This window comes from Nocardioides ochotonae, assembly GCF_011420305.2.
Lineage (GTDB): Bacteria > Actinomycetota > Actinomycetes > Propionibacteriales > Nocardioidaceae > Nocardioides > Nocardioides ochotonae.
This window is the reverse complement of record NZ_CP061769.1, coordinates 3590715-3605993: the sequence shown is the minus strand read 5'-3', so window position 1 is coordinate 3605993 and position 15279 is coordinate 3590715. Positions and strand designations below refer to the sequence as shown.

13 protein-coding genes are annotated in these 15279 nt (G+C 70.2%); 8 read left to right on the top strand and 5 right to left on the bottom strand.

Annotated elements, in window-relative coordinates; translation table 11 throughout:
• Nucleotides 1–2: 2 nt before the first annotated feature.
• Nucleotides 3–1244 (bottom strand): helicase associated domain-containing protein, encoded by a 1242-nt coding sequence (locus HBO46_RS17360; RefSeq protein WP_166133929.1) that lies wholly within the window; start codon nt 1242–1244, stop codon nt 3–5.
• 984 nt (nt 1245–2228) lie between these two features.
• Here HBO46_RS17360 and HBO46_RS17355 point away from each other — a divergent pair.
• The 4 genes from HBO46_RS17355 (at nt 2229) to HBO46_RS20890 (ending at nt 5564) form a co-directional block, all read left to right on the top strand.
• A complete protein-coding gene (locus tag HBO46_RS17355; protein ID WP_166133927.1) occupies nt 2229–2906 on the top strand; it encodes a hypothetical protein in 678 nt (225 codons plus the stop codon).
• Nucleotides 2907–3773: 867 nt separating this feature from the next.
• Nucleotides 3774–4295, top strand: a complete 522-nt coding sequence (locus HBO46_RS17350) for a hypothetical protein (protein WP_166133925.1) — start codon at nt 3774–3776, stop codon at nt 4293–4295.
• A 222-nt stretch (nt 4296–4517) separates the two neighbouring features.
• A complete protein-coding gene (locus HBO46_RS20895; RefSeq protein WP_166133923.1) occupies nt 4518–4844 on the top strand; it encodes a 13E12 repeat family protein in 327 nt (108 codons plus the stop codon).
• A 315-nt stretch (nt 4845–5159) separates the two neighbouring features.
• Complete coding sequence (locus HBO46_RS20890; RefSeq protein WP_166133921.1) at nt 5160–5564, top strand: HNH endonuclease signature motif containing protein; 405 nt, start codon at nt 5160–5162, stop codon at nt 5562–5564.
• Here the strand turns inward: HBO46_RS20890 and HBO46_RS17335 are convergent.
• A complete protein-coding gene (locus tag HBO46_RS17335) occupies nt 5450–6361 on the bottom strand; it encodes an SDR family NAD(P)-dependent oxidoreductase (protein WP_207950224.1) in 912 nt (303 codons plus the stop codon). The two genes, HBO46_RS20890 and HBO46_RS17335, sit on opposite strands and share 115 nt — an antisense overlap.
• A 112-nt stretch (nt 6362–6473) precedes the next feature.
• Between HBO46_RS17335 and HBO46_RS17330 the strand changes: the two genes are divergently transcribed.
• Nucleotides 6474–8123: a nuclease-related domain-containing DEAD/DEAH box helicase gene (locus HBO46_RS17330; RefSeq protein ID WP_166133917.1), complete on the top strand. Its 1650-nt coding sequence runs from the start codon at nt 6474–6476 to the stop codon at nt 8121–8123.
• Here HBO46_RS17330 and HBO46_RS17325 read toward each other — a convergent pair.
• Complete coding sequence (locus HBO46_RS17325) at nt 8096–8815, bottom strand: Type 1 glutamine amidotransferase-like domain-containing protein (protein WP_166133915.1); 720 nt, start codon at nt 8813–8815, stop codon at nt 8096–8098. The two genes, HBO46_RS17330 and HBO46_RS17325, sit on opposite strands and share 28 nt — an antisense overlap.
• A gap of 94 nt (nt 8816–8909) precedes the next feature.
• The gene (locus HBO46_RS17320; protein WP_166133913.1) at nt 8910–10499 is read right to left on the bottom strand and encodes an MDR family MFS transporter; all 1590 of its coding nucleotides are present in this window, start codon (nt 10497–10499) and stop codon (nt 8910–8912) included.
• Nucleotides 10500–10669: 170 nt separating this feature from the next.
• Between HBO46_RS17320 and HBO46_RS17315 the strand changes: the two genes are divergently transcribed.
• Nucleotides 10670–11743 (top strand): alkene reductase, encoded by a 1074-nt coding sequence (locus HBO46_RS17315; protein ID WP_166133911.1) that lies wholly within the window; start codon nt 10670–10672, stop codon nt 11741–11743.
• On the opposite strand, the gene HBO46_RS17310 is transcribed toward HBO46_RS17315, so the two are convergent.
• Nucleotides 11722–13287 carry an FAD-dependent oxidoreductase gene (locus HBO46_RS17310; RefSeq protein WP_166133909.1) on the bottom strand — a complete coding sequence of 522 codons (1566 nt, stop codon included), beginning with the start codon at nt 13285–13287 and terminating at the stop codon, nt 11722–11724. The two genes, HBO46_RS17315 and HBO46_RS17310, sit on opposite strands and share 22 nt — an antisense overlap.
• A gap of 158 nt (nt 13288–13445) precedes the next feature.
• Here HBO46_RS17310 and HBO46_RS17305 point away from each other — a divergent pair, with 158 nt between their 5' ends.
• Both HBO46_RS17305 and HBO46_RS17300 read left to right on the top strand, forming a co-directional pair.
• Entirely contained in the window at nt 13446–13817 is a 372-nt protein-coding gene (locus tag HBO46_RS17305; RefSeq protein ID WP_166133907.1) for a tripartite tricarboxylate transporter TctB family protein, read from the top strand.
• Between the two features lie 126 nt (nt 13818–13943).
• Nucleotides 13944–15257, top strand: a complete 1314-nt coding sequence (locus tag HBO46_RS17300; protein ID WP_166133905.1) for a T3SS (YopN, CesT) and YbjN peptide-binding chaperone 1 — start codon at nt 13944–13946, stop codon at nt 15255–15257.
• The last annotated feature ends 22 nt before the right edge of the window (nt 15258–15279 follow it).

Below are 15279 nucleotides of genomic sequence, written 5' to 3'. Positions count from 1 at the left end.
GGTCAAGAGGGTTGCCGCCAGTTCCAGCCGGGGACCGCTTCGAGCAAGGCGATCTGCCCGGTGGTGAGGTCACCTGAAGCGTAACGTTGACGTTGTTTGATTACCCATTGCCCGAGGCGGCGCCCGTCCACGTTGACCTTGGCGTCCGGGATGGTGTTCTTGTGGGTCTGTGCCCAGACAAAGAGGGTTCCAACCGCGCGGTTGAACTGGGCCGCGCTCCGGTCAGCGTCGTGCCAGTCGACGATGACTTTGAGTTTCTTCTGTTCTCTGGGACCGAGTTGGTTCTGGGAGCCGAGTTCCTGCTGGGCTTTCACCCATCCGTCCACGTCGAGGCCCTCGAGTCCCTCGGTGATGGAGGAGGGGACGTTGCCGTCGTGCGTGGTGAGGTAGTTAGCGAGCAGCGAGATGGCGGCCGGTGTTGCAGAGGCTATCTTCGCTGTCGCGTCCGGGTCGGGGGCTGCGGGCACTTGTGGGAAGGAGACGTGCAGGTCCCAGGTCTCGTCATTGCCTGCACCGGCCAATATGTGGGCGGTTGCGCTCGTGCTTCCCGGGGGAGCGATGGTCTTACCGCTCAGGGTCGCCTTGCCGTCCACATCGGGGTAGACCTCGACGCTGATTAGTTCCTGAGGGGCGTCTCCCTTTCTGGGTGCGTTGGTGGTGACGCTGACGGTGACCTTGCCGTCCTCGTCGACACCGTCGACGGCTCCGCCAAGTTCGATGGCGACGGCACCCTTGTCACCGACTGTGGTGGACAGGGACGCGTTGTTGCGTGGTGTCGCGCTGGTGATGACGAGGATTCCTGCTATCGCCGAAGTGATGGCGGCGGCGAATGCGGACCAGATGAAGATGCGGGCGGACCAGGTGACTGGGCTCTTCTTGCGGTCGATCTCAGTTCCGAACCACGCCTCGACGTCTTCGAGCCGCGAGGGGTTGACGTCGGTGAAGTTGGGGCGCCTGCCCCAGAGTGCGACACCGACCGAGACTCCAGCGAGGATGCTGGTGACGAGCGCTCCGACGGGCACGACGGGGATGCCGCACAGGTCCAGAGTGCTGCGGCCGATGGCAATTGCAGCGGTGACTCCACCGGCTCCGGCGAGGAGGGTGCCGATCGTGCCAACGGTGGTGATGACGAACTTAGTGTGTTCGTTAGCCCGGTCCAGGTTCTTCTCCGGGGTCAGTTCCTTGGCCGACTCGCGCAGCATCTGGGCTCTGGCTTTGGACATTGGCTCGGACACGTTCGTCATTGGACCTCGCCTTGGCACAACTCGTCGTGCGGCTTGTCCTCTTCCTCCTCAGAGCCTTCAACTCCGGGGCAGATAACCCAAACTGAGAAGGGCCCCTTCTTAGGTTCCGACCCTAGGGTGACCCTCTTTGTTTTGGTCATCGCTCTGAACAGGACCGCCAGGGGTCGGATACGGAGATAGCCGCCGCCGGGAACGGTGATGGTCCCGTCGCTAACCTGTGCCCGCACCTCGTCAGTCAAGGACACGCCCTCGTGACGGCTGCAACGATAGGTGTCCGGGGAAAGCGACCAAGACAAGGTGAGTCTCCGAGCGGGGCGCGGTGGGCACGTCCCGAACCATAGAACTCCTCCCGTGCTTCCTAGGCGGGATTCTCCGAGAATTTACCCTGCTTTGGGGGCGTGAACTCTTTCTCCCTAATTGAAGCCGAAGAGGGCGCTTACTCGATCTCCGCGTCGCGCACGACCGGTGCGGCATGCGGATCCTGCCCACGCGGTCGAGTCTGCCGTACTCGACATCGGAAGGCGCGACGTGACTCCTGTCGCGACTGTCTGGCCACATGCCGGTCGGCCAATCCCCAGCCTCGCCGTCAGTCACATTCGAAGAGACGCTTTCACGCGGCATGGAGGTGCACAGACTCGTCGCTCCATCTTGCGTGCACTCAGAAGCCCGCGACCGCCAACGCACATGGTTGCTGCGTCACTGCCAGACGTGTCTGCCTCCTAACACATGTGCAATCGATGGTCTCGCGGTCCAGCACGCTCGGATCTCTTGGGCAACAGACGGTCGACATCTTCGGGTTAGTGGCTGCGGTTGGCGCCTGCGACCGGGTACCTTCCACCTCCTGAGGAGAGACACGGCTGCGTGCAAGTCGGCGTCGCTGCTGAGGACGCGAGCGGCAATGGTGCTGCCCCGGATTGGATCGCGCGAGCCCTTGAGGCACCCTGAGCCTCCTCGCAGCGAGCGGATATAGAGGACGGTGACAACATGACGGTGCCCGACCAGCCGCTCGCTGGACCACAGCAGGACTCCGCGGCTGAGGTGCCGCTAGCCGAGCAGGTCACCGCCGTTGGCATCTCGGTTCCCGTTCCCGAGAGAGATCGAGCGCGTCTTGAGGCTGTGCTCGGTCTCAGCGATGTGACTAGCGTCCTCGACGCGCTTCTCCGTGCGGGAGCAATGGAGTCCCTCGCTTATGCCACTGGCGGAGCAGTGTTCTCGTCGATGTCTGAACTGAGAATGTTTCGGGTTGCGTGCCTCGTCAACGCAGGATTGCCAATTGATAAAGTCGAACAACTGGTGGCCAGCCTCTTTAAGTTGACGCCTGCCGGAGCGCGCCGAATTGTGGCTGCATCGTTTGCTCGCTACCCGGTAGAACTTCGTGGATCCGCCGACGGGGCCGTCAAGGAGCAACTGGGGCGTGCGGCACTAACCGCGGACGAAGAGTGGGAGGTGCGGCTTCCCCCTGGGTTCGTTCGAGACCGCGTCTTATCGATGTGCCGTGAGAGCGATCAGCCCGATCCCAAGCCGAAGTATGGAGCGATCTGGTTGCTTCCGCAGGAAACGTTCGTGTGGCTGCGTGCACAACTGGGGATGCCTCAGCCGCCGGTTCCCCCAGAAGGCGCGGGCGAACGGCCGGGCAAAGCCAAGAGGTCGCGCCGCGGATGAGGCAACCACCGAGTCTTGACCAGCAGATCGTTGATGCTTTCGGGGTCGTAAGTCTGCTCCTAGCGGTCGCCGCCGCGTATCTAGCAGGAGTCTGGCCAGTCGTTAACGAACTCCTCAACACTCGGACCCCCGACACCAGGGCGGAGCGGAAAAGGTTGGCGAACCGCTGCAGATCTTACGCGGCTGCTGCGTTCGCCCTAGGGGTCATTGAGATAGTGATTGTTGCGCTGCTCATCCCGCTGGGTCTGAAGGTGCTCGGCGCCTTTGAGTGGGGTGGAGCCTTCCACACAGTGCAGGGCGGGTTGATTGTTGCGGTGGTCCTTCTGGGGGCAGGTACCATCGCCGCGTTTTCCCTTGCCTGTCGCCTGACCAGGCGGGCCAACGGTCTTTCATGCTCGGGTGATTGACCTTTTTGTGCGCGGGACCTCCGCCCTGTTGTTGCCCTCTCATTACGGGTGGGGACCACCCACCCCGTTGCTACCGTGTCGTGCGGCGCGCCAACGCATCCATCGATAGTGATGCATCCAAGCGGCCTGGAGACCTCCCGGAGCCGGGCGACCCGGTTACCTCCTGTGTCAACCCAACTGGAGGGTGCGTGTCGCGGAACCCGTGTCCCTAGACGTCGGGTCCACAGGACTCGGCTACGTGCCACGCTGGTTGGAAAGTAGCAACCGCCAGCGCGCGGACCGACGATCACCTGTCGTCCTACGACGGTCCTACTGTCGTCCTACATCGTCATCCGATGAAGGTGGGCCGACCCTGATCCCCTGCGGGGAGTGACGGCGAGTCCACGAGCGGCAGCCACGCGAACCCGGCCCCTCCGTGTGGGGGGTCGGGTTCGTTGCGCTTGTGCGGGAGACTGGCGACATGGGCTTGACCGTGCATGTCCCCGCTTGGCACTTGGAAGAAGACGGTGCCGTCATCGTCGTGGGTGACCAGCTCGGTGCGTGGCTGGAGTTCCGCGAGAGCAGTCGAGGGGACCAGGGTCCCGATCAGCACCACCGGCTGACCGGTCTCGCCCGGGCCATTCCTCCGTGGGCCGGAGCGGAGGGTGGCAGGCATCCGACGGTCATCGACGCCGACGGCGCGACCATCTACTGGGATGCGCCCCGACCAGTCACCGGCCCCGTCGACCTCATCGGTGTCGTCTCAGCGAACAACCTCGACGCCCCTGACGGATTGCCGATGACAGAGGGCCTCGTGAAGCGGGTCCGCATGGAGTGGCAGGACTACCGACCCGGCGACGGCGCTGCTTGGTGCCCCGTCCCGGGCACGGCCCGCTACGAGGACCTCGAGTCGAGCTACCTGCCGCCCCCCGGACCCATCGACCCAGCGACGCGCGCCGTGTGGACGGGCGTTCTGGTCGACCTCGAGGTGACGGGCAACTAGTCGTCGTCACTGTCCGGATGGTCGCAGCCCGCGCGCCTCCACAGATTCACTCTTTACCTTCCGAGCCATTTCGAACACTTTCGAACTTCTCCACCACGTCCTCTCGGGAGGCGACGATGGCTGACACGGCTCATCCCTACCTCGCCGACGTGGGGTGCGCGGTGGCGTTCCTCGACAAGATCGCGGACCGCGACCCGACCTTCCTGTCGATCTCGGAGAAGCGTGGCCGCGTGGGTCGCGCACCGCACCCACACCTCCGGCCCGTCCGCCCGAAGGCTTCAGCGACTCGGAGTCGCCCGTGAGCAGCGTTGGCACCGCGTCGGCACGGCGCTCGCGGGCGGGCAGGTCAGCCTGGACCATGGCCACGTGATGGTCGCTGCCCTCGACGACCTGACCGATGCGTTCTCGCTGGTCGAGGCCGACGCGGAGGAGTGGTCGGCCAGCTGGCTCGCGCCGAGACGCACCCGGTCGAGCAGGCCGCCGACTTCGGGCCCCGTGAGCTGGGCCGCCTGGCCGAGCGGCTGCTGGAGGTCCTCGCGCTGCGACTGACCACGATGCTGGAGTCCTTCACCAACCCCCGCCGGGCAGCGGACGAGCCCGCCTCGCCGGCTGCGGACGGGCGGCGCGTGCCCTACGAGCGGCGACTCGGCGAGGCATTCTGCTCGCTGCTCGAGGCGATCGACCCCACCCGCCTGTCGCTGCACGGCGGCGACGCGACGACGCTGGTGATCACGATGGACCTGACAGCCCTCGTCGAGGGGCTGGGTTCCGCGACGCCGCGGACGGCTCCCGCATCACCGCAGGCGAGGCACGACGCCTGGCCTGCACGGCAATCTCGTCCCCGCAGTCCTCGGCACCCGCTCGGTGCCGCTCGATCTCGGTCGCACGAACCGGCTCTTCAGTCCGGGCCAGAGAAAGGCATTGGCGATTCGAGACAAAGAATGCCGGGCGGACGGCTGCACGATTCCCTCGACGTGGTGCGAGGCGGATCATGTGGATCCGTGGTCAGCGGGCGGAAAGACCGATCTCGACAATGCCATTCTTCTGTGCGGTCATCATCACCACCTGATCCACGACGGCCGATGTCTGCACCAACGCATGTCGAACGGCGACCTGCGATTCACTCGGCGAACCTCACGACCGCGCGATCCGCCCTATCGCTCGTCCCACGCGCCACACAGCGCTTCGGAGAGCCGCCACAGCTCCTCCGCCTGGTCGGCAGCGACTGCATGGGGCGCGGGGGTGTCCTCCGCGCAGTCGGAGAGATAGAGCCCGCCGCGGCCGACGAGCTCGTGGCTGGTCGCTGCCCAGACGGAGGTGGCCGCGCCGTCCTGCACGGTCGAGTACACCAGCGGCGGGGGCTTCTCGCCGCTGGGCGCGCCCGTGCGCTCCGCGACCAGCTGCTTCAGATGGCGCATGTCCTCACGGGTCAGGTAGCGCCCGAGCGTGGTGTTCACGGTGCCCGGGTGTACGGCGAACGCGTGCACGCCGTACCTGCCGAACCGACGCTCGAACTCGACGGTGAACAGGATGTTCGCCGTCTTGGCGGCCCCGTAGGCCGCGAACTTGTCGTAGGGCCGTCGCTCCCAGTTGGCGTCAGCCAGGTCGACGCCGTGGGCGCGGTGCGCGGCGCTGGAGAGGTTCACGACGCGGGCCCCGGACCCGGCCAGCAGCAGGGGCATGAGCTGCTTGGTCCACTCGAAGTGCCCGACGTGGTTGACGCCGAACTGCCTCTCGAACCCGTCGCTGGTGCGCTCCAGCGGCGTGTACATGACCCCGGCGTTGTTGATCAGCACGTCGACCGACTCGTAGCGGTCCCGGACCTGCTGGGCGGCACGGCGGACCTGGGCGAGGGACGCGAGGTCCAGCTCCACGACGTCGAGCGACGCCTCCGGACACCGTTCGAGGACGGTGGCCCGAGCCGACGCGAGCCGTTCCTCGTCGCGCCCGCACAGGACGACGTGATGACCGGTCGAGGCGAGGGAGGCAGCGGTCTCCAGACCCAGGCCGGCCGTCGCGCCGGTCACGACGTGGACGGCGGCCTCGGGTGGGCGCTTCGATGACATGGCGCCCATGGTCGGCCTTCTCCAACCGCGGCAGGAGGCCGTCGTCCACTGAGTGGCCAGCAGTGCACCGGAAACCAAGCGGGGTCCGGTGCCCTGCTGGCACGCTCGCGCTGTGCCCCGACTGATCCCGCCGACGCCCGCCTTCACGACCTCCTCCGAGCGCGAGGTCTGGGAGCGTCTGGCTGCGGACCTCGGCGAGGAGGACGTCGTGGTCGCCAACCTGCGCCTCACCGACGAGTCGAAGGACCACGAGGCCGACCTGGTGCTGCTGATGCCCGACTTCGGCGTGCTGGTGCTCGAGGTCAAGGGCGGTTCGGTCTGGTACGACGAGGGGTGGCGGCAGGGCCGGGCGGGGGAGTCGCACCCGATCCACCCGGTCGACCAGGCGCGCGACAGCAAGCACGCGCTGCGCCGCTACGTCGAGAACGACCCGCGCTGGGGCAGCCGGGGACGAGTCGCGTGGGCCCATGGGGTGGTGACGCCCTACTCCAGCTTCGCGGCGGACTTCGCGGCACCCGAGCTGCCGCGATGGGCGCTGCACGACCGCGACGACCTCGAGCAGCCCACCCTGCGGGTCCGGAAGAACGCCCACCTCATGGACCACGGCGGCCGGACTCCGACGCTGGCCGACGTCGAGCTCATCGCCGAGATCCTCACCGGGCGCCACCACACGACGTACGACGTCAACGCCGAGGCCGCCGAGCGCGCGGCCGAGGCCGACCGGCTCACCGTGGAGCAGGCGGCCATCCTCCAGGTGACCCGGCTGCTGCGACGCGTCGAGGTGCGCGGTGGCGCGGGCAGCGGCAAGACGGTGCTGGCGCTGCAGCAGGCCAAGGAGCTCACCCGCGGCCGACTCGGGCGCAAGGCCGAGCGCGTCGCCGTGCTCTGCTACTCGATCGGACTCGCCGAGCACCTCAAGCGCCAGGTCGCGGGCTGGCACCGCAAGGAGCGTCCCGCCTTCGTCGGGACCTTCCACGAGTTCGGCGCCCAGTGGGGTGCGCCGGACGGGGACCGGCAGGACAGCGGGTTCTGGGAGCACGAGCTGCCGGCGCTGATGGCCGATCTCGCCGCGCGCCTCCCGGACGGCAAGAAGTACGACTCGATCGTCGTCGACGAGGCGCAGGACTTCGCCGACGACTGGTGGACCCCGGTGCTCGCGGCGCTGCGCGACGAGGAGGACGGCGGGCTGTTCGTCTACTCCGACGAGAACCAGCGGATCTTCGCCCGGTTCGGTCGGCCGCCGGTCCCGCTGGTGCCGCTCGTGCTGGACCACAACCTGCGCAACACCAAGCAGATCCACGACTCCTTCGGTCCGCTCGCGCCCAGCCGCATGTACGCATCCGGAGGCGAGGGGCCCGAGGTGCGCTTCGTGAAGGCGACGACCGAGGACGCGCTCGGGATCGCCGACGACGAGGTCGACCGGCTCCTGGAGGAGGGCTGGGAACCGCGCAACATCTGCCTGCTCACCACCGGCCACCGGCACCCCGTGCAGACGGAGCGCACCGATTTCCACGACCAGCACGGCTACTGGCGCACCTTCTGGGAGGACGAGGACGTCTTCTACGGCCACGTCCTCGGGTGCAAGGGGCTCGAGCGGCCCGCGGTGGTCCTCTGCCTCAACGAGGACGGCACCCGCGACCGGGCTCGCGAGCGCCTCTACGTCGGGATGTCCCGCGCCACCGACCAGCTGGTGGTGGTCGGTGACCCCGACATCGTACGCCGGGTGGGCGGGGATCAGGTCGCCGGGCGGCTCGGGATCTGACCGTCCGGCGAGGCGGGCTCCGGTGCGGACCCGAGCATCGCCCACCGCCCCTCGGAGACCACCTCGACGGACTCGTCGACGACCTTGATCGCCGTCTGCTCGTCGATGACGTACGCCGGGGCGCCGAGGTCGGCGGCCCATCGCTTCGCCGCCTCCATGGTGTTGGTCGGGAACGCGTCGAGGTGCGGGAAGATCGAGAAGTCGACAATTCCGAGCGTGCGGTCGTCCGGGGCGCCGGGCCACTCGACGAAGTAGTCGCCGATCCGCGGGGTCATCACCATGCTCCCGGCGCTCACCCCCACCCAGACGGCGTCGGGGAGCGAGGGCAGCAGGTCGGCGAGCCCGGACTCCCGCATCCAGTGACACAGGTAGGTGGCGTCACCGCCGTCGACGAGCAGCGCGTCGGCGTCGCGCACCCACGGCACCCAGCGGTCTGCGCCGATCGTGGGCAACGCGGTCAGCTCCAGGACCCCGAGCGAGGCCCACCCGAGACCGGTGAGGTGGCCGAAGCGCGAGTCGGGGGCCGCGGCCACCAGCCCCTGCACCGAGGAGGGCTGACACATCGGGTGCCCCCACTGTGCGGTGGGGACGACCAACGCGTGCGACTCGGCGACGGGCTTGCCGAGCATCTTCTCGAGTTCGGCGTGGATGCTGGGGTTGGTGACGCCGCCGGAGGTGAGCAACAGCTTCACGTGGACTCCTGGGACAGAGGAGGGGGACGTGCCTGGAGACCCGGGACGGCGCCAGAACTCAGCGGCGCCGGTCGAGGGCGTCCTCTCCCGAGCGCTAGCCGCCGGGTCGGACCGGCGCCACGTCGGCGTCCGTGTCCGCGTCGGGGGCAGCGCCCGGCGGGGTGTCGTCGGGGTCCTGGGGCTCCTTGCCGTGCCAGTGCCGGGGGAGACCGATGGCCGGGATCAGGATCAGCGCCATCAGCACCCAGGCCACCCAGAAGGCGAAGCCGTAGGAGTCGGCGAGGAGCGGACCGATGACCGGCATCTCCGAGCGCGGGATCGATGACAGCTCGGTGCTGCCGCCCCCGCCACCGCCGCTGCGGCTCTGCGACTGCACGCCGCGGTCGAGGAGCTCGTGGGTGAAGTGGTGGGTCAGCGCGGTGATCAGCAGCGCGCTGCCGAGGGAAGCGCCGACCTGCTGGGTGGCCGAGAGGGTGGGCGCGGCCCGGGAGGCCTTGTCCTTGCTCAGCGTGCTGTACGCCGAGGAGATGGTCGGCATCATGACCGCGCCGAGGCCGATGCCGCGCACGAACAGGGCGAGCGACAGCCACCAGTAGGAGGTGTCCGTGCCGACCTGGGTGAACGGCAGCGTGCCGGCGAGGGCGAGCAGGACGCCGACGGGGACGACGTACCCGGCGCCGATCCGGTCGGTGAGCTTGCCGGTGAGGACGACCGCCACGACCGCGCCGAGGCCCTGGGGTGCGAGCAGCAGCCCGGCGTCGAGCGCGCCCTGACCGCGCACGGTCTGGTAGTACAGCGGCAGCAGCAGCATCCCGCCGAACATGCCGATGCCGACCAGGAAGATCGTGACCGTGCTGCTCGCGAAGACCCGGTTGGTGAGCAGCCGCACGTCGATGATCGACGCCGGCCCACGGATGAGGCTCCACGCGGTGTAGGCGACCAGCCCGACCCCGCCGCCGATGAGCCAGCCGAGCACCCCCGCCTTGTCGAACCCGCCCTGGGAGCTCGCCTCGGAGAGGCCGTAGAGCAGGCTGGCGAGGCTGCCGGAGAGCAGCACGAGGCCGACGATGTCGAGCGCGCCCGCGTCGTCCTCCGGCCGGCCGCCGGGCAGCTTCCAGACCGCCAGCGCGATCGCGATGAGCCCGACGGGCACGTTGACCACGAAGATCCAGTGCCAGGTCGTGTACTCGACGAGCAGGCCGCCGAGCACCGGCCCGAAGACCGGTCCCAGCAGCATCGGGATGCCGAGGACGGCCATCGCGCTGCCCATGCGGTCCTGCCCGGCGGCCTTGGCGATCATCGCCTGCCCGGCGGGCAGGAGCATGCCGCCGCCGAGGCCCTGAAGGATGCGGAAGCCGATCAGGCTCTCGATGTTCCAGGCGGCCGCGCACAGGGCGGAGCCGAGCATGAACAAGGTCACCGCCATGATCCAGATCGTCTTCGACCCGAACCGGTCCATCGCCCATCCGGTGATGGGGATGACCATGGCGACGGCGAGCAGATAGCCGGTGACGACCCACTGCGTCTTGTTCAGCGAGGCGTCGAGGTCGGAGCTCAGCGTGTCGAGGGCGACGTTGACGATCGTGCTGTCCAGCACCGGCATCAGCATGCCGGCCACCACGACCAGGCCGGTGACGAGCACGGCCCGCGGGATCCTGCCCGTCTCTTCGGAGGTGGTTGCCATGCCGGCTCCAGCCACTGGGGTTCAGGGGATGAGCCGAGTGCGCGCCCGGCCACTGCCACGGTACGACCGCGACGTGACCTGGGTCATGGTCCAACGGCACTGCGGAGTGGGCAATCACGCACTTGCGCCCGAGGCGGAACACCCGCGCCGCAGCGGTGTTGTGCACGGGCATGGATCTCTTCACCCCCGTGACCCTCGGCGACCTCGAGCTGACCAACCGTCTCGCGATGGCACCCCTGACCCGGATGCGTGCGGGCGCGAGCGGCGTGCCGAACGACCTGCTCGTCGAGCACTACGCGCAGCGCGCCGGCCTCGGGCTGATCGTCACCGAGGGGACCTACCCCCGCCGCGAGTCCCAGGGGTTCGTCGGCCAGCCCGGCATCGTGAACGACGAGCAGCAGGCCGGCTGGGCGCGGGTCGCCGAGGCCGTGCACGCGCGCGGCGGGCGGATCGTCCTGCAGGTGATGCACGCCGGCCGGGTCACCCACCCCGACGTCAACGGCGGGCGCCGGATCGAGGCGCCGAGCGCGATCGCCATCCAGGGCGAGGGCCACACCGAGAAGGGCAAGCAGCCCTACCCGGTGCCCCACGCGCTGAGCGTCGAGGAGGCCGAGGAGGTCAAGGCCGACTTCGTCGCGGCCGCCCGCCGCGCGATCGCCGCCGGGCTCGACGGCGTGGAGGTGCACGGCGCCAACGGCTACCTGCTCCACGAGTTCCTCTCGCCGGCCGCCAACCAGCGCACCGACCAGTACGGCGGCTCGCCCGAGGCGCGCGCCCGCTTCGTCGTCGAGGTCGTCACCGCGGTCGCCGAGGCGGTCGGCCCGGGGCGCGTGGGTCTGCGGATCTCCCCGGAGCACCAGGTCCAGGACGCCGGTGAGACCGATCGCGCCGACGTCCTCGCGACGTACGGCGCGCTGCTCGACCAGCTGCGCCCGCTCGGCCTGGCCTACCTCTCGCTGCTGCACGCCGAGCCGGCCGGTGACCTCGCCCAGGAGCTGCGTCGCCGCTTCGACGGCCCGTTCATGGCCAACAGCGGGTTCGGGAAGGTCACCACGCGCGAGGAGGCGGTGCAGCTGATCGAGGCCGCCCACGCCGACGTCGTGGCGGTCGGACGGGCCGCGATCGCCAACCCCGACCTGGTCGAGCGCTGGCGCGGCGAGCACCCCGAGAACGCGCCCGACCCCGCGACCTTCTACAGCCCCGGCGTGACCGGCTACACCGACTACCCGTTCCTCTCCGCCTGAGCGGACGCCGATGCCCGGGTCTCCGGGCCCGGGGCGCCGCACCAGTGCGCCAGCGCCTCCCGCAGCGCACCGGTGTCGGCCCGTTCGTCCACGCCCGCCGCCCAGGCGACGTGGGCGTCCGGGCGCACCAGCAGGGCGTCGGCGGGCCGGTCCCGGACGCTCAGCGTCCGGGCGTCGACCCGGTGCCGCCACTCCCGGGCGGCGTCCCGGACCTCGGGGCGGTCGGCGAGCAGGAGCAGGACCGGCCGCGCGCCGACCCGGAGCGTCCCGCGGTCGTCGGCACCCGGATCCTCGTCGGGCACCAGACGCGGCAGGAACCGCCCGACGAGCGGGTGCCGCTCCTGCCCCGGGAAGGGGTAGCGCACGTCGCTGCCTGCCATCAGCGACCCGATGCGGCGCAGCGGCCGCTCGTCGAGCAGCAGCTCGCCGACGAGCTCGCGCAGCGCCTGGGCAGCAGGGTCGTGGCCGCGACGCAGCGCGACCTGCGCCTGGGTGTGCAGCATGGTCCGCCCCACGGCCACGCGGCGCTCGTCGTGATAGCTGTCCAGCAGCCCGGGCGAGGCCCAGCCGGCGACCTCGGCGCCCAGCTTCCAAGCCAGGTTGACGGCGTCCAGCAGGTCCACGTTGAGCGCTGCACCGGGAGCCGGGAACAGATGGGCGGCGTCACCGGCGAGCAGCACCCGGCCCTCGCGGTACCGCTCGACCTCGCGGGCGTGGAAGGTGAAGCGGGTCAACCGCAGCGGCTCGCCCATCGGCAGGTCGACGCCGAGGACGCGCCGGACGCTGGCCCGCATCTCCTCCACGGTCATCGGCTGGTCGTCGTCGTACGCGCCGGAGTCCGGCTCGCTGGTGAAGACCCCCAGCACCTCCGGGTCGGCCGAGCCGACGGCGAGCTCCCCGTGCTCGGTGCGGGTGAAGCCGAAGCGGATCCGGCCGACCCCGTCGACCTCGAGGTCGCCGCCGTCCACGACCCTCACGGAGGCGGGCATCGTCGTCGACGCGAGCCGGTGGACCTCCGGGTACGTCCTGCCGGGGAACTCCACGCGGAGGAGCTCGCGCACCCGGCTGCTCGCCCCGTCGCACCCCACGACGTACGCCGCCCGCAGCCGGTCCAGCCCCTGCGGACCACGGACCTCGACGTCCACGCCGTCCTCGTCCTGGCTCAGGTCCACCACCTGGTGGCTGCGGCGGACCTCCGCGCCCAGCTCCCGGGCGAAGTCGTCGAGCAGCGCCTCGAGGCGCGGCTGCGGCAGCGGCAGCGCCGACATCGGCGGGCCGGGCAGCCGGCTGAGGTCCACGTGCATCCCGCCCCACGGGAAGTGCGGCGTCGGGCGGGGCGCGGTGCTGGCCGCCTCGAAGCGCGGCAGGTCGCCGCGCAGCTCCAGCAGGTCCAGGACCTGGCCGTTGAGCCCTCCGGCCTTCGCGACCTCCCGGATCCGGGGGTGCTGCTCCAGCACGAGCACGTCGACGCCCGCCCGCCGCAGCTCCACGGCCAGCAACAGACCGGTCGGCCCGGCCCCCACCACGATCACGTCCGCATCCATCGCCGATCCCTCCTCGCCGCGGCGCCGGTACGCGCCACGACCAGCGATTCTGCGAGCCCCCGGGGGTCTTGCCGCAAGCCCCGTGGGCCGCTATACGTTGAAGAGGGAGACGCGGGAGGCCGCGGTTTGTGACCCGGCCCACCGGGTATGCCGCAGCCGTGAAGAGCACCGACATCGGGGGCGTCTCGTCCCGTGCGCCCCGCCCGCCGTGCGAGGGCGACCACGTCGGCGGCGACCTGATCGTGACCGACGCCCCTGAGTGGCCCCAGCAGCCGGGCGTCGACGACCGGCGCCGCGCCTTGGTCACGATCGTGCTCGGCGCGCTGCTCGTCCTGCTCGCCGTCCTCGTCGTCCCGCGGCTCGGGTACGTCGTGTCCGCGACGTTGCTGTTCGGCGCGACCGCGGTCGTGCTGGGCGCATCCCACCGGGTGCGCGCCTTCGGCTACGGCTTCGCCGTCGCGGCGCTGGTCTTCCTGCTCCTCGACACCGCCATCGGCATCTCCCTCCCGGCCGGTCCCTGGGGCTTCTGAGACCAGCAGCGGGATCGCGCCCACCCGCGCCGTCGGCGCGGTCTCGTCGGCGCGCTGGCGTAGCGTCTCCCGTGCCGGCACGCACACCGGCCACGGGACGACATGCAGCGAGGGGAAGGGCGGCGGATGGAGGAGCAGCGCGACGGGTTCGACCAGGAGGTCGACGCCGCCTGGCGCCGGTTCCGCCGCGGGCTCGCCGACGACCTGGCGGCCCTCGAGGTCGGTCAGGCCGTCCACGTCGGCCTCAGCGAGGCCCAGACGCGCGGCGCCGACGACGACCCGGCCTACGTCGTGTTCGTGCTCCAGGCCGGCGGCCGGCTGCGCCTCGAGGCGGGCGGCGGTGATCCCGACCCGCAGGAGATGCTCGACCTCGGCTGGGGGCTGCCGTACTTCCAGCCGACCGGTGAGGCCGTGCACGAGCTCGAGGTGCCGGCACGCGAGGTCGACCGGCTCGCTGCGCTCAGCATCGACACGCTGCGCGGCGTCCACGGCTGCCTGCACCCGGCCCTGCTGGAGGTCGACGGGCTGGGCTCCTGGGTGCGGGAGTCCCCGCACGCGGAGTTGCCGCAGCCGGTCCCCGACGAGCCGCTCGCGACCGTCCCGCTCGACGACGAGCACCTGCGAGGTCTCGTCGAGGACGCACTGCGCCCGATGACCGCCGAGCTGATGCACACCGACGACGGCGACCTGGTGATCCCGGTCTCCGAGGACAACGCCGTGGTCGTGCGGGTGCTGCACGACGAGCCCGCGCTCGACCTGTTGATGGAGGTCGTCTGCGACGTGGTCGACACCGACCGCGTCGCCCTCGAGCTCGAGCTGCTCAACCGCGACGCGACCCTCGGTCGCTACCTGCTCTGGGACGGCTCGGTGGTGATCACCCAGCGGGTCGTCGCGATGCCGTTCGCCCCGGTCGCCCTGCGCGGCACCGTCGCGGTGCTGGTCGAGGAGGTCGAGCGCGTCGCCCGCGACCTGCAGGCCCGCCTCGGCGGCCGGCTGCCGCTCGAGCGCGAGGTGACCGCGCCCCGGCGCACCACGGTGCCGCTCCACCCGGCGGTGGCAACCGTCGCGGAGCTGCTCCAGGCGGACCCGACGATCCCGGTGGAGACCGTCGCGCACGTCTTCGGCCACGACCGCCACGAGCTCGTGCGCCAGCTCGTCGCACTGCGGCGCGGCGAGCACACGCTGGGCGAGGAGGATCTCGAGGCCGTGCTGTCGCACCTGCGGCGCGCACTGCGTCTCGTGGCCGACCGGGAGGCGGGGGTGGCCCCGCCGCCTGCGCCGGCGGCGGCACCCTCGTCCGCGGCCGGTCCCGGCGCCACCGAGACCTCCCCGGTCGCACCGGAGGGCCCTGCGGGCGGGGCGTCCGACGATCCTGAGACTTCCCTCAAGAAACCCTCAAGAAAGTCGATTTCAGTTCGGATCGGTCCTGAAACGACGTAGAGTTCTACTCGACCCCGCTGGT

Bases quoted from the DNA above. Each gene is read 5' to 3' on its own strand.
- HBO46_RS17315 (WP_166133911.1), top strand. From the start codon at position 10,670: ATGGATCTCTTCACCCCCGTGACCCTCGGCGACCTCGAGCTGACCAAC.
- HBO46_RS17335 (WP_207950224.1), bottom strand. From the start codon at position 6,361: ATGTCATCGAAGCGCCCACCCGAGGCCGCCGTCCACGTCGTGACCGGC.
- HBO46_RS17300 (WP_166133905.1), top strand. From the start codon at position 13,944: ATGGAGGAGCAGCGCGACGGGTTCGACCAGGAGGTCGACGCCGCCTGG.
- HBO46_RS17310 (WP_166133909.1), bottom strand. From the start codon at position 13,287: ATGGATGCGGACGTGATCGTGGTGGGGGCCGGGCCGACCGGTCTGTTG.
- HBO46_RS17350 (WP_166133925.1), top strand. From the start codon at position 3,774: ATGGGCTTGACCGTGCATGTCCCCGCTTGGCACTTGGAAGAAGACGGT.
- HBO46_RS17355 (WP_166133927.1), top strand. From the start codon at position 2,229: ATGACGGTGCCCGACCAGCCGCTCGCTGGACCACAGCAGGACTCCGCG.
- HBO46_RS17320 (WP_166133913.1), bottom strand. From the start codon at position 10,499: ATGGCAACCACCTCCGAAGAGACGGGCAGGATCCCGCGGGCCGTGCTC.
- HBO46_RS17360 (WP_166133929.1), bottom strand. From the start codon at position 1,244: ATGACGAACGTGTCCGAGCCAATGTCCAAAGCCAGAGCCCAGATGCTG.